Source organism: Rhodococcus sp. IEGM 1370 (assembly GCF_033142325.1).
In the GTDB taxonomy this organism is placed as follows: domain Bacteria; phylum Actinomycetota; class Actinomycetes; order Mycobacteriales; family Mycobacteriaceae; genus Rhodococcoides.
Map to the genome: position 1 here is coordinate 473640 of NZ_JAWLRY010000002.1, position 19783 is coordinate 493422.

The 19783-nt window shown below is 64.2% G+C and carries 18 protein-coding genes and 1 pseudogene; 16 read left to right on the forward strand and 3 right to left on the reverse strand.

Translation table 11 applies throughout. The features are described 5' to 3' along the window. Positions 1-26: 26 nt before the first annotated feature. The 14 genes and pseudogenes from R4P47_RS05445 to nuoN all read left to right on the forward strand — a co-directional run bounded on the left by R4P47_RS05445 (position 27) and on the right by nuoN (position 15545). Positions 27-386, forward strand: a complete 360-nt coding sequence (locus R4P47_RS05445; RefSeq protein WP_032397854.1) for an NADH-quinone oxidoreductase subunit A — start codon at positions 27-29, stop codon at positions 384-386. A 72-nt stretch (positions 387-458) separates the two neighbouring features. Further along, entirely contained in the window at positions 459-1013 is a 555-nt protein-coding gene (locus R4P47_RS05450; RefSeq protein ID WP_068050739.1) for a NuoB/complex I 20 kDa subunit family protein, read from the forward strand. Next, positions 1010-1672: an NADH-quinone oxidoreductase subunit C gene (locus R4P47_RS05455; RefSeq protein WP_149405947.1), complete on the forward strand. Its 663-nt coding sequence runs from the start codon at positions 1010-1012 to the stop codon at positions 1670-1672. The genes R4P47_RS05450 and R4P47_RS05455 overlap by 4 nt, the downstream gene beginning before the upstream one ends. Further along, positions 1672-2970, forward strand: coding sequence for an NADH dehydrogenase (quinone) subunit D (gene nuoD, locus R4P47_RS05460; RefSeq protein WP_317784217.1), 1299 nt, complete (start codon positions 1672-1674; stop codon positions 2968-2970). The genes R4P47_RS05455 and nuoD overlap by 1 nt, the downstream gene beginning before the upstream one ends. Then, positions 2967-3860: an NADH-quinone oxidoreductase subunit NuoE gene (nuoE, locus tag R4P47_RS05465; RefSeq protein WP_317784218.1), complete on the forward strand. Its 894-nt coding sequence runs from the start codon at positions 2967-2969 to the stop codon at positions 3858-3860. The genes nuoD and nuoE overlap by 4 nt, the downstream gene beginning before the upstream one ends. A gap of 1 nt (position 3861) precedes the next feature. Further along, on the forward strand, positions 3862-5163 hold the full coding sequence (gene nuoF / locus R4P47_RS05470) for an NADH-quinone oxidoreductase subunit NuoF (RefSeq protein WP_317784219.1): 1302 nt from the start codon (positions 3862-3864) through the stop codon (positions 5161-5163). Beyond that, the gene (locus tag R4P47_RS05475) at positions 5160-7661 is read left to right on the forward strand and encodes an NADH-quinone oxidoreductase subunit G (RefSeq protein WP_317784220.1); all 2502 of its coding nucleotides are present in this window, start codon (positions 5160-5162) and stop codon (positions 7659-7661) included. Before nuoF ends, R4P47_RS05475 begins: the two co-directional genes overlap by 4 nt. Next, a pseudogene (nuoH, locus tag R4P47_RS05480) lies at positions 7658-8890 on the forward strand (NADH-quinone oxidoreductase subunit NuoH); the annotation flags it as partial. The gene R4P47_RS05475 and the pseudogene nuoH, both read left to right, overlap by 4 nt. A 70-nt stretch (positions 8891-8960) precedes the next feature. Continuing rightward, entirely contained in the window at positions 8961-9506 is a 546-nt protein-coding gene (gene nuoI, locus R4P47_RS05485; RefSeq protein WP_317784222.1) for an NADH-quinone oxidoreductase subunit NuoI, read from the forward strand. After that, complete coding sequence (locus tag R4P47_RS05490; RefSeq protein ID WP_317784223.1) at positions 9503-10270, forward strand: NADH-quinone oxidoreductase subunit J; 768 nt, start codon at positions 9503-9505, stop codon at positions 10268-10270. The genes nuoI and R4P47_RS05490 overlap by 4 nt, the downstream gene beginning before the upstream one ends. After that, positions 10267-10566 (forward strand): NADH-quinone oxidoreductase subunit NuoK, encoded by a 300-nt coding sequence (gene nuoK, locus R4P47_RS05495; RefSeq protein ID WP_008717020.1) that lies wholly within the window; start codon positions 10267-10269, stop codon positions 10564-10566. The genes R4P47_RS05490 and nuoK overlap by 4 nt, the downstream gene beginning before the upstream one ends. A gap of 13 nt (positions 10567-10579) precedes the next feature. Beyond that, the gene (nuoL, locus tag R4P47_RS05500; protein WP_317784224.1) at positions 10580-12451 is read left to right on the forward strand and encodes an NADH-quinone oxidoreductase subunit L; all 1872 of its coding nucleotides are present in this window, start codon (positions 10580-10582) and stop codon (positions 12449-12451) included. 35 nt (positions 12452-12486) lie between these two features. Continuing rightward, a complete protein-coding gene (locus R4P47_RS05505) occupies positions 12487-13986 on the forward strand; it encodes an NADH-quinone oxidoreductase subunit M (RefSeq protein ID WP_411567304.1) in 1500 nt (499 codons plus the stop codon). Continuing rightward, positions 13983-15545 carry an NADH-quinone oxidoreductase subunit NuoN gene (gene nuoN / locus R4P47_RS05510; protein WP_317784226.1) on the forward strand — a complete coding sequence of 521 codons (1563 nt, stop codon included), beginning with the start codon at positions 13983-13985 and terminating at the stop codon, positions 15543-15545. Before R4P47_RS05505 ends, nuoN begins: the two co-directional genes overlap by 4 nt. A gap of 11 nt (positions 15546-15556) precedes the next feature. On the opposite strand, the gene R4P47_RS05515 is transcribed toward nuoN, so the two are convergent. Continuing rightward, entirely contained in the window at positions 15557-16036 is a 480-nt protein-coding gene (locus R4P47_RS05515) for a DUF4188 domain-containing protein (RefSeq protein WP_300524301.1), read from the reverse strand. A 76-nt stretch (positions 16037-16112) separates the two neighbouring features. Here R4P47_RS05515 and R4P47_RS05520 point away from each other — a divergent pair, with 76 nt between their 5' ends. Beyond that, the gene (locus R4P47_RS05520) at positions 16113-16706 is read left to right on the forward strand and encodes a TetR/AcrR family transcriptional regulator (protein ID WP_317784227.1); all 594 of its coding nucleotides are present in this window, start codon (positions 16113-16115) and stop codon (positions 16704-16706) included. Here the strand turns inward: R4P47_RS05520 and R4P47_RS05525 are convergent. Both R4P47_RS05525 and R4P47_RS05530 read right to left on the reverse strand, forming a co-directional pair. Continuing rightward, on the reverse strand, positions 16700-17620 hold the full coding sequence (locus R4P47_RS05525; protein WP_317784228.1) for a YdcF family protein: 921 nt from the start codon (positions 17618-17620) through the stop codon (positions 16700-16702). The genes R4P47_RS05520 and R4P47_RS05525 overlap by 7 nt on opposite strands. Before the next feature lie 126 nt (positions 17621-17746). Further along, entirely contained in the window at positions 17747-18001 is a 255-nt protein-coding gene (locus tag R4P47_RS05530; RefSeq protein ID WP_068050740.1) for a hypothetical protein, read from the reverse strand. Positions 18002-18279: 278 nt separating this feature from the next. On the opposite strand from R4P47_RS05530, the gene R4P47_RS05535 reads away from it, so the two are divergent. Further along, complete coding sequence (locus R4P47_RS05535; RefSeq protein ID WP_373454832.1) at positions 18280-19770, forward strand: aldehyde dehydrogenase family protein; 1491 nt, start codon at positions 18280-18282, stop codon at positions 19768-19770. Positions 19771-19783: the final 13 nt, after the last annotated feature.

A 19783-nucleotide genomic window follows, 5' to 3' on the forward strand; every position in this document is an offset into this window, starting at 1 on the left:
AGTCGATCGAGGGAGCAGATGCCGGGATGAACGCCTACGTTCCGATCCTCGTTCTCGGTGCCATTGCGGTCGTGTTCGCGGTGTTCTCGGTGATGGTCGGCACCATGGTGGGACCCGCGCGGTACAACCGAGCGAAGTTCGACGCGTACGAGTGCGGCATCGAGCCCACGATGCATGCGCCGACGGGACAACGATTTCCGGTGAAGTTCTACCTGACCGCGATGCTGTTCATCATCTTCGACATCGAGATCGTCTTCCTGTATCCGTGGGCCGTCCATCTCGATGTGCTGGGCGCGTTCGGACTGGTTGCCATGGCACTGTTCGTCGTCAACGTGTCGGTGGCCTACGTCTACGAGTGGCGGCGAGGCGGACTCGGATGGGACTGACGTCCAACCACTGATCGGCGACGGCACGATGCACGGTTCTCACCTCGAACGGATGCGAAAAGAGTGTGATCGATGGGACTCGAAGAGAAGCTACCCAGCGGATTTCTGCTGACCACCGTAGAGGGGTTGGCCGGATATGCCCGTAAGGGCTCGTTGTGGCCCGCGACCTTCGGTCTCGCGTGCTGCGCGATCGAGATGATGGCCACCACCTCCGGTCGGTTCGATCTCGCACGATTCGGCATGGAAGCGTTCCGTGCGTCTCCGCGCCAAGCGGACCTGATGATCGTGGCCGGCCGCGTCAGCCAAAAGATGGCACCTGTGCTGCGGCAGGTGTACGACCAGATGGCGGAACCGAAATGGGTTCTGGCCATGGGCGTCTGCGCGTCCTCGGGCGGAATGTTCAACAACTATGCGGTGGTGCAGGGTGTCGACCACATCGTTCCCGTCGACATTTACCTACCCGGTTGTCCGCCCCGACCCGAGATGCTGCTCAACGCAATCTTGGAGCTGCACAAAAAGATTCAGCAGATGCCGCTGGGTGTCAATCGCGAGCAGGTGCGCGCGGCCGCCGAGGCTGCGGCGTTGGCGTCCACCCCGACCATCGATCTGAAGGGGCTGCTGCGATGACGGCGGACGGGCCCCGCGGGATGTTCGGCGTCCGGGGGAGCGGTGACACCTCCGGCTACGGCCGGTTGCAGCCGCCGGTGGCATCGGTGGACACGGCTGTCCGGCCCTACGGCAGCTACTTCGACGCCGTGGTCGATCGATTGGCCGCGGTCCTCGACACCGGTGACGCGGCCGTACCCTTCGAGGACGCCGTCGAGCGTGCCGTGATCTTTCGCGACGAACTGACGCTGCATCTCTCGCGAGAACACGTGCCCGCCGTCGCCCGCGCTCTCCGTGACGACGAGGAACTGAGATTCGAATTGTGCACGGGGGCATCGGGTGTGCATTACCCGGATCAGGTCGGCCGGGAACTGCGCGCGGTCTACCATCTGGTGTCCATCACCCACGGACGCCGCCTGCGACTCGAAGTCGCTGTACCCGATGCGGATCCGCACACACCGTCGCTCTGCGCGGTCTATCCGACCAACGATTGGCACGAACGCGAGGTCTACGACTTCTTCGGCATCGTGTTCGACGGTCATCCCGCACTGACGCGGATCGAGATGCCGGACGACTGGGTCGGGCACCCGCAACGCAAGGACTATCCCCTGGGCGGAATTCCCATCGAGTACAAGGGCGCTCGGGTCGCGCCTCCCAACGAGCGCAGGTCGTACAACTGATGAGCGCAACGGACGAAACAATCTATGCAGTGTCGGGCCAGGACTGGGACGACGTGGTCGAACTTGCGCGCGGGTCGACCACGGAACGCATCGTGGTCAACATGGGTCCGCAACACCCGTCCACCCATGGTGTGCTGCGGTTGATTCTCGAGATCGAAGGCGAGACCGTCACCGAGGCCCGGTGTGGAATCGGCTACCTGCACACCGGTATCGAGAAGAATCTCGAGTATCGCAACTGGACTCAGGGCGTCACGTTCGTCACTCGGATGGACTATCTCTCGCCCTTCTTCAACGAGACCGCGTACTGCCTCGGGGTGGAGAAGCTGCTCGACATCACCGACGACATTCCCGAGCGCGCGACGGTGATCCGGGTGATGCTGATGGAGCTCAATCGGATCTCGTCGCACCTCGTGGCATTGGCCACGGGTGGAATGGAATTGGGTGCCGTGACGGCGATGCTGTTCGGCTTCCGGGAACGTGAACTGATTCTCGACGTCTTCGAGGCCATCACCGGACTTCGAATGAACCACGCCTACATCCGTCCCGGCGGCTTGTCTCAGGACCTGCCCGCCGATGCGATCGACAAGGTCCGCGAGTTGCTGCGGGTTCTTCCCGGACGGCTACGCGATCTCGAACTCATGCTCAACGACAACCCGATCTGGAAGGCCAGAACCGAGAACGTCGGCTACCTGGACCTCACCGGATGCATGGCCCTCGGCGTCACCGGGCCGGTGCTCCGATCGACCGGACTTCCCTACGATCTGCGCCGGTCCGACCCCTACTGCGGGTACGAGAAGTACGAGTTCGATGTCGTCACCGACACCGGAAGCGACTGTTACGGGCGCTATCTGATTCGCGTCGAAGAGATGAAGGAATCGCTCAAGATCGTCGAGCAGACTCTCGATCGTCTTCGGCCCGGACCGGTGGTCATCGACGACAAGAAGATCGCCTGGCCGGCCGAACTCGTCTCCGGACCCGATGGTCTCGGCAATTCTCAGGACCACGTGCGCACCATCATGGACACCTCGATGGAGTCGTTGATCCACCACTTCAAATTGGTGACCGAGGGCATGCGTGTGCCGGCGGGCCAAGTGCTGTCCACGGTGGAATCGCCGCGAGGCGAACTGGGTGTGCACATCGTCAGTGACGGTGGAACTCGGCCGTACCGAGTGCATTTCAGAGACCCCTCGTTCACCAACCTGCAGGCGGTTGCCGCGATGTGCGAGGGCGGCATGATCTCCGATGTCATCGCTGCCGTCGCCAGTATCGATCCGGTGATGGGCGGAGTGGACCGATGACCACGCCACGCTCGGAGCCGGTGCTCGTCCAACTCGGAGCTCGCCCCGAGGAAGCAGTCCAGCTGGTCGGCCCCGACGCCCGTGCGTCCTATCCCGCCGACGTGCGTGCTCGCCTGCGCGCCGACGCCGAGATCATCCTGAGTCGTTATCCCCAGGCCCGATCGGCGTTGCTACCGCTGCTGCACCTGGTGCAATCCGAGGACGGATATCTCACGCCGGCCGGAATCGAATTCTGTTCGGACGTACTCGATCTCACCGGAGCAGAGGTCACCGCGGTCGCGACCTTCTACTCGATGTACCGCCGCGAGCCCACCGGAAACTATCGCGTCGGAGTGTGCACCAACACCCTGTGCGCCGTCATGGGCGGCGACGCCATCATGGACGCGCTGCGGGATCACCTCGATATCGACCACGGCGAGACCACCGCCGACGGTGCGATCACCCTCGAGCACATCGAGTGCAACGCCGCGTGCGACTTCGCACCGGTGATGATGGTCAACTGGGAGTTCTTCGACAACAGAACTCCGGCGTCGGCACGGGAACTGGTCGATGCGCTTCGATCCGGTGCGCAGGTGACCCCGACCCGCGGCGCTCCGCTGTGCACGTTCCGCGAGACCGAGCGAATTCTTGCCGGGTTCGCCGACGATCGGCCGGGTGCACTCGAATCCTCCGGCAGCGCAGGCGAAGCCAGTCTCGCGGGTCTGCGGTACGCCCGTGAGCACTCGATGACGGCGCCCCGGGCCGTCACCCGCTCTTCGGACGATCATCCCGATCTCGGTGCCGAAGCAGTGGCGGAAACGGTGCGCGAAAAACCGGCTCCGGCTCCTTCGGCGACCGTTCCACCGCAGCCGAACACCACCGAAACCGATCCACCGACGAAGGGGAAATGACATGGCCCTGACGCCGGTGCTGAGCGAGTTCTGGGGCGAAAAGGACTCGTGGACACTCGACACCTACCGCAGTCACGACGGCTATCGGGGGCTCGAGAAGGCCCTCGCCATGGACCCCGACGATCTCATCGCGTTCGTCAAGGACTCCGGCCTGCGCGGCCGTGGCGGTGCGGGATTCCCCACCGGAACGAAGTGGAGCTTCATTCCACAGGGTGACGGGAAAGCTCACTATCTGGTGGTCAACGCCGACGAGTCGGAGCCGGGCACCTGCAAGGACATGCCCTTGATGATGGCGAGCCCGCACACGTTGATCGAAGGAATCATCATCGCGGCCTACGCAATACGTGCATCGCACGCATTCGTCTACGTTCGCGGCGAAGTGGTACCGGTGCTGCGCAGACTGCAGGCCGCAGTTGCCGAGGCCTACGCCGCCGGCTACCTGGGCAAGAACCTCCTCGGATCGGGGTTCGACCTCGAGCTGGTGATCCATGCCGGGGCCGGGGCCTACATCTGCGGCGAGGAGACGGCGCTGCTCGACTCGCTCGAGGGGCGACGAGGTCAACCCCGACTGCGTCCACCGTTCCCCGCGGTGGCGGGCCTGTACGCGCGGCCGACGGTGGTCAACAACGTCGAATCAATCGCCAGCGTCCCGGTGATCCTGCGCAAGGGCATCGAATGGTTCCGATCGATGGGAAGCGAGAAGTCACCCGGGTTCACCCTGTACTCGATCTCCGGCCACGTGTGTCGGCCCGGCCAGTACGAGGCCCCGCTGGGCATCACCCTGCGGGAACTGCTGGACTACGCGGGCGGTATCCGGCCCGGTCACGAGCTCAAGTTCTGGACACCGGGAGGATCGTCGACACCGATGTTCACCGGCGAACACCTGGACGTGCCGCTCGACTACGAGGGCGTCGGTGCCGCCGGATCGATGTTGGGTACCAAGGCCTTGCAGATCTTCGACGACACGACCTGCGTCGTGCGAGCAGTGTTGCGATGGACGGAGTTCTACGCACACGAATCCTGCGGCAAATGCACGCCGTGCCGAGAAGGAACCTACTGGCTGGTGCAGATACTGCGCCGCCTCGACGGCGGAACCGGTACCGAAGCCGACCTCACGACACTGCTCGACATCGCGGACGGAATCGCCGGAAAATCGTTCTGCGCGTTGGGAGACGGAGCCGCAAGCCCGATCGTGTCCTCGCTGAAGTACTTCCGCGACGAATACATCCGACACGTCACCGAACAGGCATGCCCATTCGATCCACACCGATCGACCCTGATGGCAGAGGAGCTGACGTCATGACGGCAGCAGCACACGGTCGTTCCGCAGGCTCCACTCCTGCCCCCGACCAGTCGGTCACTCCAGTCGAAATGGTGACACTGACCATCGACGACCACGAGATCAGTGTTCCCAAGGGTACGTTGGTGATTCGCGCCGCCGAGCTGATGGGCGTGCAGATTCCGCGCTTCTGCGATCACCCGCTGCTCGATCCGGTGGGGGCGTGCCGGCAATGCCTGGTCGACGTCGAAGGGCAGCGCAAGCCGTTGGCGTCCTGCACCACGACAGTGGCCGAGGGCATGATCGTGCGCACCCAAGTGACATCGGAGTCGGCGGAGAAGGCGCAACGGGGCGTCATGGAGCTGCTGCTGATCAACCATCCGCTCGATTGCCCGGTGTGTGACAAGGGCGGTGAGTGTCCACTGCAGAACCAGGCGATGGCTGCGGGCCGGGCCGAGTCCAGGTTCGTCGAGACCAAACGCACGTACCCCAAGCCGATTCCGCTGTCGGCCGAGGTGTTGCTGGACCGCGAACGGTGCGTCCTGTGCGCGCGATGCACTCGCTTCGCAGCTCAAGTGGCCGGCGATCCGTCCATCGAGCTACTCGAACGTGGTGCGATTCAACAGGTGGGGATCTTCGGCGACGAGCCGTTCGACTCCTACTTCTCGGGCAACACCGTGCAGATCTGTCCGGTGGGTGCGCTGACCAACACCGAGTATCGGTTCCGGGCGCGCCCGTACGACCTCACCTCGTCGCCGAGCGTGTGCGAGCACTGCGCAGGGGGCTGTGCTCAACGCACGGACCATCGACGCGGCAAGGTCCTGCGACGGCTGGCCGGTGACGATCCCCAGGTCAACGAGGAATGGAACTGCGACAAGGGCCGGTGGGCATTCAAGTACGCCACCGAACCCGACCGCATCACCTCGCCGATGATCCGCGACGAATCCGGGGAGTTGATCGAAACGTCGTGGTCGGCTGCATTGGCGGCTGCGGCAACGGGATTGGCCGGGTCGGTCGGACGTGCCGCGGTACTCGTGGGCGGACGATCGACTCTCGAAGACTCCTACGCCTATGCCAAGTTCGCCCGAAAAGTTCTGGCCACCAACGACATCGACTTCCGCAATCGGGATCACAGCGCCGAGGAAGCAAGTTTCCTGGCCGGTCGTATCGCGGCGACCGGGTTGGGGGTCACCTACTCCGATCTCGAGAATGCCCCCGTGGTGCTACTGGTCGGCTTCGAGCCCGAGGAAGAGTCACCCCTGGTGTTCCTGAGGCTACGTAAGGCGCACCGCGCGAGCGCAGTGGTGGTGGCATCGATCGCGCCGTTCTCCACCCGGGGCCTACGCAAGCTGGACGGCGTCCTGCTGCAGTCGATTCCCGGCGAGGAGCCGGGCTGGCTCGATGCGTTGCACGTCGGCGATCGAGGCACCGAATCGATTGCACACCTCCTCCGGGAGCCCGGTGCGATCGTCCTCGTGGGCGAGCGGCTCGGCTGCGTTCCCGGTGGTCTGGCGGCGGCATCGAAACTGGCGGACGACACCGGCGCGAGTCTGGCCTGGATTCCTCGACGCGCCGGCGAACGCGGTGCGCTCGACGCAGGGGCGCTGCCGAACGTCCTGCCCGGCGGGCGTCCTGTTGCCGATGCGGCTGCGCGCGCCGAGGTGGCCGCGGTCTGGGGAGTGCCCGAGTTGCCGGCGGAGGTGGGCCGCGACACCGCAGCGATCCTGGCCGACACAGGACCGGATCGCGCTCTGGTCACGGCGGGAATCGATCTCGACGATCTGCCGGACCCCCGGGAGGCACTCGACGCATTGGACCGATCGGCGTTCGTGGTGAGCCTCGAACTGCGCCACAGCGCGGTCACCGAGCGGGCCGACGTGGTGTTTCCAGTGGCACCGGTGGTCGACAAGTCGGGAACTTTCGTCGACTGGGAAGGCCGACCCCGTACGTTCGACACTGCACTCGGTGCAGGCGCGGTGATGCCGGATCAACGCATCCTCGACGCCATCGCCGCGCAGATGGGCGTCGAACTGGCCGTGCCCGACGCGGCAGCGGTACGCGCCGAGTTGGCTCGCCTCGGTGTGTGGAACGGCCCGCGCACCGCGGTGGCCCGGGTGGCACCCCGCGCGGACGTTCCGACCCTCGGTCCGGGACAGGCGATTCTGGCCACGTGGCGGATGCTCATCGATGCGGGACGAATGCAGGACGGGGAGGACAATCTCGCCGCGACCGGTCGCGCACCTACCGTTCGGCTGTCGGCGGCAACGGCCTCGGCCATCGGAGCCGAGACCGGCGATCTGGTGAGTGTTGCGACGGACCGTGGCTCGATCACGTTGCCGCTGACGATCACCGATCTGCCCGACACCGTGGTGTGGATACCGATGAACTCGCCCGGTTCGACGGTGTATCGCTCGCTGGGGGTGCAATCGGGCGCAGTGGTGAGTATTCGGCATGGTTCTGCGGAACGACCCCGAGGTGGGGGAGTGGAGCCTGCGGAACGACTCCAAGGTGGGCAGTCATGAACGTGGCCGCGCCGACCGATCTGTCGATGTTCGGCAACGATCCGTGGTGGTTGGTTGTCGGTAAAGCCCTGGCGGTCTTCGTCTTCCTGGTGTTGACGCCGCTGGTCGCGATCTACGCCGAACGCAAGATCATGGCGTGGATGCAGATGCGGGTGGGGCCCAACCGGGTGGGCCCGTGGGGTCTGTTGCAGTCGCTGATGGACGGGATCAAGCTGGCGTTGAAGGAGGGGATCACTCCGACCGGCGTCGACAAGCCGATCTACGTTCTGGCTCCGATCATTTCGGTGGTTCCTGCGTTCATGGCCTTCGCCGTGATTCCGTTCGGTCCCGAGGTGTCGGTGTTCGGTACGACGACGCCGCTGCAGATGACCGACCTGCCGGTGGGTGTTCTTTACATTCTCGCGGTCACGTCGGTGGGTGTGTACGGGATCGTGTTGGCGGGGTGGGCGTCGGGTTCGACCTATCCGCTGCTCGGTGCGCTGCGTTCGACGGCGCAGGTGATTTCCTACGAGGTCGCGATGGGCCTGTCGTTCGCGGCGGTCTTCCTGTACGCCGGGACCATGTCGACTTCCGGAATCGTTGCTGCGCAACAGAACACCTGGTACATCTTCCTGCTTCTGCCGTCGTTCCTGGTGTACGTGACGGCGATGGTCGGCGAGACCAACCGCGCTCCGTTCGATCTGCCCGAGGCTGAGGGTGAGTTGGTGGGCGGATTCCACACCGAGTACTCGTCTCTGCGTTTCGCCATGTTCATGCTCGCCGAGTACATCAACATGGTCACTGTCTCGGCGCTCGCGACCACGCTGTTCCTCGGCGGCTGGCAGGCTCCGATTCCGTTGAGTCTGTGGAGCGGTGCCAATTCGGGGTGGTGGCCGGTGCTGTGGTTCACCCTCAAGGTCTGGGTGTTCCTGTTCGTGTTCATCTGGCTGCGTTCGACGCTGCCGAGGCTGCGCTACGACCAGTTCATGAGCTTCGGCTGGAAGATTCTCATTCCTGTTGCCCTGATCTGGGTGATGGTGATCGCGACGGTGCGGGTACTCGGGGCCGATCGTTACGACGTACCGCTGGTCACGTTCGTCGTGTCGATGATCTTCGCGGTGGCCGTCCTGGGTTCACTGCTGCTGATGGTGCGCAGGCGTGCGCAGGAGCGGAACGTGCCGCCTGGTGTGCCCGTTGCCGAGTTCGACGCTGTGGCAGGCGGATTCCCGATACCTCCCATTCCCACCCAGGGCTCGACTTTCCCGAGCCGGCACGCCGGTGTGCGCTCATCCGCCGCCAGGTCACCGAAGGAGAACGCCGATGCCTGAATTTCTCGGTCCCATAGCCGGTTTCGGAGTCACCTTCGCGACGATGTTCAAGAAGGCCGAGACGGAGATGTATCCGGAGGAGAAGAAGCCGACGGAGGTTCGCTACCACGGTCGTCATCAGCTCAATCGGTACGCCGACGGTCTCGAGAAGTGCATCGGCTGCGAGCTCTGCGCGTGGGCCTGCCCGGCCGACGCCATCTACGTCGAAGGAGCCGACAACACCGAGACCGAGAGGTTCTCCCCGGGTGAACGCTACGGCGGCGTCTATCAGATCAACTACCTGCGGTGCATCGGCTGTGGATTGTGTGTGGAGGCATGTCCCACACGGGCTCTGACGATGACCAACGAGTACGAGCTCGCCGGTGACAACAGAGCCGATCTGATTTACGAGAAGGAATCTCTGTTGGCCCCTCTGCAACCGGAGATGGTGGCACCGCCGCACGCGATGGCACCGGGCCGTTCGGCGGAGGACTACTACCGCGGCATCGTCACCGGCGATGAGAAAACAAACGAAACCGAGGGCGGTCCGGTTCGATGACTGCCATCGCTCAGCTCGCCCTGGAGGCCACGTCCACCGGTGAGGCAGTGCAGTTCTGGACCCTCGGCGTCGTAGCCGTCATCGGTGCACTCGGCGTGGTGATGAGTACCAAAGCCGTCTACTCGGCATTGTTCCTCGCTGCAACGATGGTGGTGCTGGCGACCTTCTACATGGCGCAGGGGGCGTTGTTCCTCGGTGTCGTGCAGATCGTCGTCTACACCGGCGCGGTCATGATGCTGTTCCTGTTCGTGCTGATGCTCGTCGGAGTCGACACCTCGGAGTCGCTGACCGAAACCCTGCGCGGGCACCGCATCGCGGCCGTCGTCATCGGAATCGGTTTCGGGCTGTTGATCATCGGGGTGCTGCTGCGCGATTCGGTCCGGAACGGTCGGCTCGACTTCGCCGGTCTCGACGCCGTCAACTCCACCGGAAACGTCGAGGGCCTGGCAGAGCTGATCTTCGTCGAGTACGTGTGGGCGTTCGAGTTGACCGGGGCGCTGCTGATCACTGCCACCATCGGGGCGATGATCCTGGCACACCGGGAAGCTCTGGGGCCGGTCAAGGGTCAGCGAGAAATGGCACAGGATCGATTCCGCGACGGCTCGAGGGTGACACCGCTGCCGAGCCCCGGGGTGTACGCCAGACACAACGGGGTCGATCGCCGCGCCCTGTTGCCCGACGGAACCGAATCCGAGTCCTCCGTCAACGCGATGTTCGCCGATTCTCGGAGCCAGGACAAGGTGGACGGGGGTGACGAGCGATGAATCCGGAGAACTATCTCTACCTGTCCGTTCTGCTGTTCACGATCGGCGCGGCGGGTGTCATCGTCAGACGCAACGCCATCATCGTGTTCATGTGTATCGAATTGATGCTCAACGCAGTCAATCTGGCGTTCGTCACTTTCTCCCGCATGCACGGCAATCTCGACGGGCAGTTGTTCGCGTTCTTCACCATGGTGGTCGCCGCCGCCGAGGTGGTGGTGGGCCTGGCCATCATCATGGCCATCTTCCGATCTCGTCGGTCGATTTCGATGGACGAGAACTCCCTGATGAAGAATTGACGGGGGCGCAGAAATGATGTCGATGCTGTGGCTTCTTCCGGCTCTGCCGGCGTTCGGTGCAGCGTTCCTGCTGCTCGGTGGCAGGCGCACCGACCGCTGGGGGCACCTCGTCGCGACGGCGGCGGCAGCGTCCTCGTTCGTCGTGGCCGCGGTGGTGTTCGGCTCGATGCTCGGCCGCGCCGAGTCGGGCCGAGCCTTCACCCAGACCCTGTTCCGGTGGGTTCCGGTCGACGAATTGCAGGTCGAGTTCGGCTTGCGCGCAGACCAATTGTCGATCTGCTTCGTCCTGCTGATCACCGGTGTCGGGTCGCTCATTCATGTGTACTCCATCGGCTACATGAGCCACGACGCCGAGCGGCGGCGCTTCTTCGCGTACCTCAACCTGTTTCTGGCAGCCATGCTGCTGTTGGTTCTGGCCGACAACTTCCTCGGTCTCTACCTGGGGTGGGAGGGTGTGGGTCTGGCGTCGTATCTGCTCATCGGTTTCTGGCAACACAAGCCGTCGGCTGCGTCGGCTGCCCGAAAAGCGTTCGTGGTCAACCGAGTCGGCGACATCGGCTTGGCCGTTGCGCTGATGATCATGTTCGTCAACTTCGGCTCCGTGCAGTACGACGACGTGTTCGCCGGAATCGGTGAGGCGAGTGAATCGGTGGCCACCGCCATGGCGCTGATGCTGCTGGTGGCCGCGTGTGGAAAGTCGGCGCAGGTGCCGTTGCAGTCGTGGCTCGGCGACGCCATGGAGGGCCCGACACCGGTATCGGCATTGATCCACGCGGCCACGATGGTCACGGCCGGGGTGTATCTCATCGTGCGCTCGGGACCGGTGTTCGAGGCCTCGCCCACTGCCCGCGCGGCCACCGTCACCGTCGGAGCGGTCACCTTGCTGTTCGGTGCCGTCATCGGTTGCGCGAAGGACGACATCAAGAAGGCGCTCGCGGCGTCGACTATGAGTCAGATCGGATACATGGTGCTCGCGGCCGGGCTCGGCCCCTCCGGTTACGCCTACGCCATCGTGCTGTTGATCTCGCACGGCTTCTTCAAAGCGGGCTTGTTCCTGGGCGCGGGCTCGGTGATGCACGCGATGAACGACGAGACCGACATGCGAAAGTTCGGTGGACTCCGCGCCGCGATGCCGATCACGTTCGTCACGTTCGGCCTCGGCTATCTCGCGATCATCGGACTGCCGCCGTTCTCCGGCTTCTTCGCCAAGGATCCGATCATCGAGGTCGCATTCGCCGCGGAGGGAGCGGCTGGTCCGATTCTCGGCTGCGTGACATTGCTCGGTGCAGGGCTGACGGCCTTCTACATGACTCGGGTGATGCTGTTGACGTTCTTCGGTCCGAAACGCTGGTCCGCGCAGGCACATCCGCACGAGGCGACGGCGACGATGACCGTCCCGATGATCGTGTTGGCCGTCGGCTCGGTGGCGTCGGGAGCCTTCCTCGCGGTGGGTGGGCGCCTCGAGGCATGGCTGGAACCGGTGGTGGGATCGGAACACGAGGAGCACGCGATTCCGGCCTGGGTGGTCACCGTCGCCGTCCTGGTGGTCGTGCTGGTCGGTGCGAGCATCGCGTACCGCAAGTACATCGCGAACGAGGTTCCGCCGACACCACCCGAGGATGTCTCGCCCCTGACCCGAGCTGCACGTGCCGATCTCTACGGAGATGCCGTCAACGAGGCGGCATTCATGCGGCCAGGACAAACACTCACGCGCGCACTGGTGCACGCCGACAACGGTATCGACGCCGTCGTGGACGGGGTGGGGAGCTCGATCGGTGGCGCATCGACGCGGTCCGGGCGACTGCAGACGGGCTATGTGCGCTCGTACGCGTTGGCGATGTTCGCGGGAGCCGTTCTCGTGGTACTGATGGTGGTGGCTCTGTGACGACTCCCTGGTTGACCGTCCTGTGGGTGCTCCCGATGCTCGGTGCGATCGTCGTCGCCCTGGTGCCCGCCGCTCGCCCGACCGTCGCGCGCAGTGTCGCAGTGGGTTTCGCTGCCGGAACACTGGCCGTGTCGGTCGCCCTGGCAGTGTCGTTCGACTCCGGTGGTGATCGGTACCAATTCGTCGAAGACCACTCGTGGATAGCGGCTTTCGGTGCGCGGTACACCCTCGGACTCGATGGAATCGGCCTGGTCCTGGTGTTGCTCACCACCGTTCTCACACCCTTGCTGCTCGTCGCGGGCTGGTACGACGGCAGTCGCGTCGCGAATTACGGCTCCCGTCGGGTGTCGCACACGTACATGGCGTTGATCCTTGTGGTCGAGTCGATGGTGCTCGTGTCGTTCCTCGCGTTGGACGTGTTGTTGTTCTACATCTTCTTCGAGGCGATGCTGATTCCGATGTACTTCCTCATCGGTGGTTTCGGGGGAGTGCATCGAACGCGCGCTGCGGTGAAATTCCTGTTGTACAACCTGTTCGGCGGTCTGATCATGTTGGCTGCCGTCATCGGCCTGTACGTGGTGACCGCGCGACCCGACGGGCCTTTCGACGGCGGGACATTCGATCTGCGCGTGATCGCCGACGCGGCGGCATCGGGCGGACTCGGTGTGGATCCGATGGTTCTGAACGCACTGTTCCTCGGCTTCATGTTCGCGTTCGCTATCAAGGCACCGTTGTGGCCGTTCCACTCGTGGCTACCCGACGCCGCAGTGCAGTCCACGCCCGCGACTGCGGTGCTGATGATGTCGGTGGTGGACAAGGTCGGCACGTTCGCGATGCTGCGGTTCTGTCTCGAACTCTTTCCCGGCTCGTCGCAGACGTTCGCGCCGTGGATCATCACACTCGCGGTCATCGGCATCGTCTACGGCGCGATACTGGCGATCGGCCAGACCGACATGATGAGACTGATTGCCTACACGTCCATTTCACACTTCGGATTCATCATCCTCGGCATATTCGCCATGACCGGTCAGAGTCAGGCCGGTGCCACGCTGTACATGGTCAACCATGGAATCTCCACGGCCGCACTGTTCTTGATCGCAGGCTTCCTCGTGTCGCGTCGAGGATCACGAGCGATCGCCGACTACGGCGGTGTGCAGAAGGTGGCACCGGTGCTTGCCGGAACGTTCCTGATCTCGGGACTCGCCACGCTCTCGTTACCCGGCCTCGCCCCGTTCGTGAGCGAATTCCTCGTGCTGATCGGCACGTTCGGTCGATACGGAGTCGCCGCGATAGTGGCCGCCGGAGCCCTCGTGCTGTCGGCGATCTACATACTGTGGCTCTACCAACGCGTCATGACCGGGCCGGTCCGGGAGAGCAACGAGACGGTGCCCGATCTCGTTCGCCGTGAGCTGGCCGTGGTGGTGCCGCTGATCGCGTTGCTGATCGTGCTCGGGGTGTATCCGAAACCCGCGCTCGATGTCATCACTCCGGCAGTGCAATCCACGATCGTCGACAGTTCAGGAGGTCAGCGATGACCACACCCGAGGTGCAGTACGGTCTGCTGGCACCGATGCTGATCGTGTTCTCGGTCGCAGTTCTCGGTGTTCTCGTCGAGGCGTTCGTGCCGATGCGAGCCCGTCGTATCACGCATGTGGGTCTCGCTCTCGCGGGACTGGTGGCGGCGCTGGCGGCCATCCTGGGTCTGGCAGGCACCGAGGCGTCGGCGATGTCCGGCGCGGTTGCGATCGACGGGCCGACGCTGTTTCTGCAGGGAACCATTGTGCTGGTGTCGATTCCGGCGATCGCGCTGTTGGCGGAGCGAACCGTTGCAGTCACCGGGGCCGGTGCCGAGCGTCGCATCGATTCGTTCACGCCGCAGGCATCGACCACTCCGGGCAGCGTGGCGGAGAAGGAGGCGATAGACGCTGGCGTCGCCCAGACCGAGGTGTTTCCTCTGGCGATGTTCGCGATCGGCGGCATGTTGCTGTTTCCGGCGTCCACGGATCTGTTGACGATGTTCGTGGCGCTGGAGGTGTTGTCGTTGCCGCTGTATCTGCTCTGCGGACTGGCCCGACGACGTCGGTTGCTCTCGCAGGAAGCTGCCCTCAAATACTTTCTGCTGGGCGCGTTCTCGTCCGCGTTCTTCCTGTTCGGGGTTGCCTTCCTGTACGGGTACGCCGGAACCGTTCGGTTGGACGGCATCGCCGACGCCATCGCGGTGGACGGTCAGGGCAGATCGCTCGCGCTGATCGGAACCGCCCTGCTCGCGGTGGGTCTGTTGTTCAAGGTCGGTGCTGTGCCGTTTCATTCGTGGATTCCCGACGTCTACCAGGGTGCCCCCACTCCGGTGACAGCTCTGATGGCCACGGTGACCAAGGTCGCGGCGTTCGGTGCGATTCTTCGCATTTTCGGGGTGGCGCTTCCCGGTCTCGAATCGAGTTGGCGGCCGATGCTGTGGGTCGTGGCGATCGCAACCATGGTGCTGGGTTCCGTTGTCGCGGTGACGCAGACCGATGTCAAACGGATGCTGGCGTACTCGTCCGTTGCGCACACCGGATTCATCCTCACCGGAGTGACGGCACTGGGTGCTTCGGGTGATGTGGGTGATTCGGGTGTGTCGGCCACGATGTTCTATCTGTTGGCCTATGCCTTCAGCACTCTCGGAGGGTTCGCGATCATCGGGTTGGTGCGCGACGAACGCGGTGAAGTGAGCGATCTGGAACGGTGGGCCGGAATCGGTCGTCGGTCACCGCTGGTGGCGGCAGTGTTCGGGTTGTTCCTGATCTCGTTCGCCGGCATTCCGCTCACCAGTGGATTCATCGGCAAGTTCGCGGTGTTCAGCGCTGCCTCGGGCGCTGGGGGAGCGGCACTGGTCGTGGTCGGAGTGGTGTGCAGCGCGATTGCAGCGTTCTTCTACGTGCGGGTGATCGTGCTCATGTTCTTCACCGATCCGGGAGAGCGGACCGCCACGATCGTGCGGCCGACGGCGTCGGTGTCGTGCGCGATCGGGGTCTCGGTGGTGGTCACCGTGGCCCTCGGAGTCTTCCCGCAGCCCGTTCTCGACCTGGCTGCGCGTGCCGGGAACTTCCTGTAACCGTCGAGCAATCAGTTCGGAGACTTCATTCGCTGCTTCCACGTGTGCGAGCCGGTACCGACCGGGAGTCCACCGATGGCTCCCGCGAGTCCGAACGTAGGCATGTTGACGTAGATCGCCTCACTGTTCTGTGCTGTCGCGGTATAGGTTTCGTGCCACACACCGACATGGCGGGTTGCGGCTACCGATCGATTGAAGGCGCGCCAGGCGGGTGCATGTGGTGCGTCGGGGTCGGAGGCGAACCGGGTGAGGTCCTCGGCGTTGCGCCAATAGCTGACCAGCATGGTGGTGCGTCCCAACCACGAGTGGTAGCCGAGCAGCCCGGATGCGGGATCCCGCTCGAGATGGCCCAGCATCCGCGGCATCGCGCGCACCGCGGGTAACCAGGAGCGAACGGCAAGGGGATTGTTGATGCGCATTCCGATGAGGAAGACCGTGACGGTGTCTCGTTCGGATTCGACCGTGGTGCGGCCGTCGATGATGGTTGGCATGACTTGTTCCCGTCCGTTCGATGATCGAAGCGTTGTGTGACACTGTTATAAAACACCGTTGTGGTAGGTTTCGCAAGTGGCGAGACCAAGAATTCACGGCGCCGAGTTGCGGACCCGGCTACTCGAGGCCGCGGCGGAAATCGTTGCGCAGCAAGGCGTCGACTCGTTGTCGCTACGTAAACTCGCGGCTGCGCAGAGCACCTCGACCACCGCGATCTACTCACTGTTCGGTGGTCGCGCCGAGCTGCTCGTGGCACTGTTCGCCACGTCGTTCTCGAGCTTCGGGGACGCTCAGCGCGGGGTTCCGGTCACCGGCGATCCCGAGGTCGATCTGCGTGAATTGGCTATCGCGTACCGAGAGTGGGCGCTACATAATCCGCATCTGTACGCGGTGATGTTCGGCGGAGTACTCGGTTCGATCGATGTATCCGACGAGGCGCAACTCGCATCCGCGGCTATGGATCCGCTCCGGGCGGCGGTGGCAAGCGCCGTTGCGGACGGCATCATGGCCGGGGCGCCGGTCGAGTTGATCAGCCACTCGTTCTGGGCGATCGTGCACGGTCTGGTGTCGTTGGAACTGGCGATGCCGACGAACTCCGACGACGAGACGCGTCGGGCGATGTTCGAAGCCGGAACGGAGTCGGTGCTGCGAGGGTGGACGCGTCAGTAGGTGCGCGGGATCCCGAGGATCTTGGTGGCATCGACGGTCATGCCCAACCGTGCCGTCGGAGCGAGTGCAGGTAGATCCGGAAGATCGTCGGGAGTTGCTGTCGCAGCGCCGATCACGTCGCCGCCCGCGATCTCGAAGTCGGAGATCGCTCGTCGAAGATGACTGGGGGTCGTCGCCAGCACGAGATCGTCGACGCCGATCTCGGCGGCCAGTGCGGTGGCGCGCTGGGCGTTCTGCACCGTCGAATTCGCGGTCGATTCGGTGTGAATGCGGTCGGCCGCGATGCCTTCCTCGACGAGCCATCGCTGCATCGCCTCGGCCTCGGTGACGCCGCTCTGCGGATTTCCGCCGGTGACGATGATGGGGGACTCGGGGGAGCGCTCCGCCGCGGCGACGGCCGAGCGGAGACGCTCCACCAACTCCGGGGTCGTGCTGCCGTCGCCGTTCAGGCCCAGACCGAGTACCACGATCGCGGTGCGGGGTCCGTCGGTGATCGGGTCGAAGTCGATTGTCTCCGTCGCGGCTTCGTCGATGACGGCGATGGCCCGGTCGACTGCATCGGCGAGGGCGGGAGACAGCGTGTGCAGGCGAGCCGAGTGTTGCGCAAGCGCATCGGTATCGGCGGTCGCGTTGGCATAGAACGTTTGCAGCGCTGCCACGTTGGCGTCGTCCGGGGCGACGAGTGCGAGTGCGTCGAGGGCAGCGAAACCGTCGTCGTAGCGCCCCTTCACCAGTGCGTCCTGCGCGCCGTTGTACTGATCTGCGTCGGCCGAGCGGACCGACTCGGCGGCGGTTGCCGGGGCCGACGCCTCGGGATCGGCCACTGCCGTGAACGAGCCGAAACCGACGGCGAGGGCGGCGGCACAGGACACGACGGCAACGCGAACGGTCGGGTGTCCTCGGCCTTGTCGCACTGCTGACGTCCTTCCGAACGGTGACGGGTTTCCGCCACCCTAGCTCAGTTCGGTGCCAGTGTGACTGGTGTGCGCAGAGTTGTTCGAGTTACACGAATGTACTTCTGAGCAGGGATTGTCCTGCCCTCACATCGTGACGGGGGCGCGTCCGCGATCGGCGGGTTCGATGGTCACCTCGGCATCGGGAAGGAACACCCGTTCGGTCGTCGTGGTTCCGTCGACGCCGTCGGTCACCGTCACCGCCACGCTCTCGGCAACCTGGCCCGCGCTTTCGATGAACCCGGTCGCGACACCCTCCTCTATGAGCAGGTGATCACCCACCAGGAGAAGAAGCTCGTCCGCCGTCACCGTTCGTCTGCCGCCCACATCTTCGATAGTCATGATTCCCACCGTAATGCGCTGCGCTGCGCAGTGCTGTCGCATGTCCGACACAGTGCCGTCGCATGTTCGACAATCGCAGCAGGAAAAGGGCGGAGGCCAATGCCTCTCAGCGGGGAGGACGGTATGTTCGCGCATCGGTCCGCGGGAAGACGAGGTTCACGAACGGATCGACGGGACCGCCGGGCGCTGAGGGCATAGCGTAGACACACGACACGACCCCCCATACGGAAGAAGGTGTTTCGGTGACCGACTCCGATGCAGGATTCGACCCGACCGCGCTGCGGCCCTCGTTGTTCGTCGACGGGCAGTGGCAGGGATCCGGTGACGGCGGAACCCGAGACATCGTGAACCCCGCGGACGGCAGCACGGTCGCCGTCGTGGACGAGGCCACTCCGGACGATGCTCTGCGCGCGGTGGCCTCGGCGCGGGCGGCGTTCGACGACGGGCCGTGGCGGTCGGTGACGGTGGGTGAGCGCAGCAATCTGTTGAATCGCATCGCAGATCTGCTCCAGAGAGACAAGGCCGAGCTCGCGCGTATCGAGACTCTCGATACCGGAAAAACGTTCGGCGAGAGTGAAATCGACATCGACGACGTGACGTCGGTCTTTCGCTTCTACGCCGATCTTGCAGTGGTCGAAGCCGATCGTCTGATCGACGTCGACCGACCCGAAATCATCAGCCGAGTGGTGCACGAACCGATCGGCGTCTGCGTCATGATCGCGCCGTGGAACTATCCGCTGCTGCAGATCTCGTGGAAGATCGCCCCGGCGCTGGCGGCCGGCTGCACGATGGTGCTCAAGCCGAGCGAGGTGACTCCGCTCAGCACCATCGCGTTCACCAAGTTGGTGGAAGAAGCCGGAGTGCCGGCCGGTGTGGTCAACCTGCTGCAGGGCAGCGGCGCGGTTCTCGGGGACGCGCTCACCAGGAACCGCGACGTCGACTTCATTTCCTTCACCGGTGGGCTGGCGACAGGTAGGCACATCTTGGCCGCGGCGGCCGAGAACGTCACCAAGGTGGCCGTCGAGCTCGGTGGCAAGAATCCACATATCGTGTTCGCCGACGCGGTGGCCGACGATCAGGCATTCGCCGACTCGGTCGACAACGTCCTGACCGGAGTCTTTCTGCATTCGGGTCAGGTGTGTTCGGCAGGCACCCGGCTCATCATCGAAGAATCGGTCGCCGACCGTTTCGTTGCTGCCGTTGCCGAACGTGCGAAGACCATCGTGATCGGCCCGGGTATGGACCCGGCCAGCGAGACCGGACCGCTCGTGTCGCAGGCTCAGCGAGAGAAGATCGCAGCCTTCGTCGCGGGCGGAATCGAAGAAGGTGCGACGTTGGTCATCGGTGGCACCGAACCGGACAATCCGGAACTGGATGCCGGCAGCTACTTTCTGCCCACGATTTTCGACCATTGCGATCGGTCGATGAATATCGTGCAGGAGGAGACATTCGGGCCCATACTCACTGTGGAACGCTTCGACACCGAGGCCGAAGCACTCCTGCTGGGTAACGATACGAATTACGGTCTCGCCGCGGGAGTTCGGACATCCGACGCCGCGCGAGGCGAAAGAATGGTGCGTGGGCTTCGCCATGGAACGGTGTGGCTCAACGACTTCGGTGTCTACACCGCTGCCGCAGAATGGGGCGGCTTCAAGCAATCCGGTAACGGCCGCGAACTCGGTCCGTCCGGAATGTCCGAATATCAAGAGGCGAAACATATTTGGCACAACACCTCGCCCACGGCGGCGGGGTGGTTCGGCACCCGATAACGAAAAGATCGGA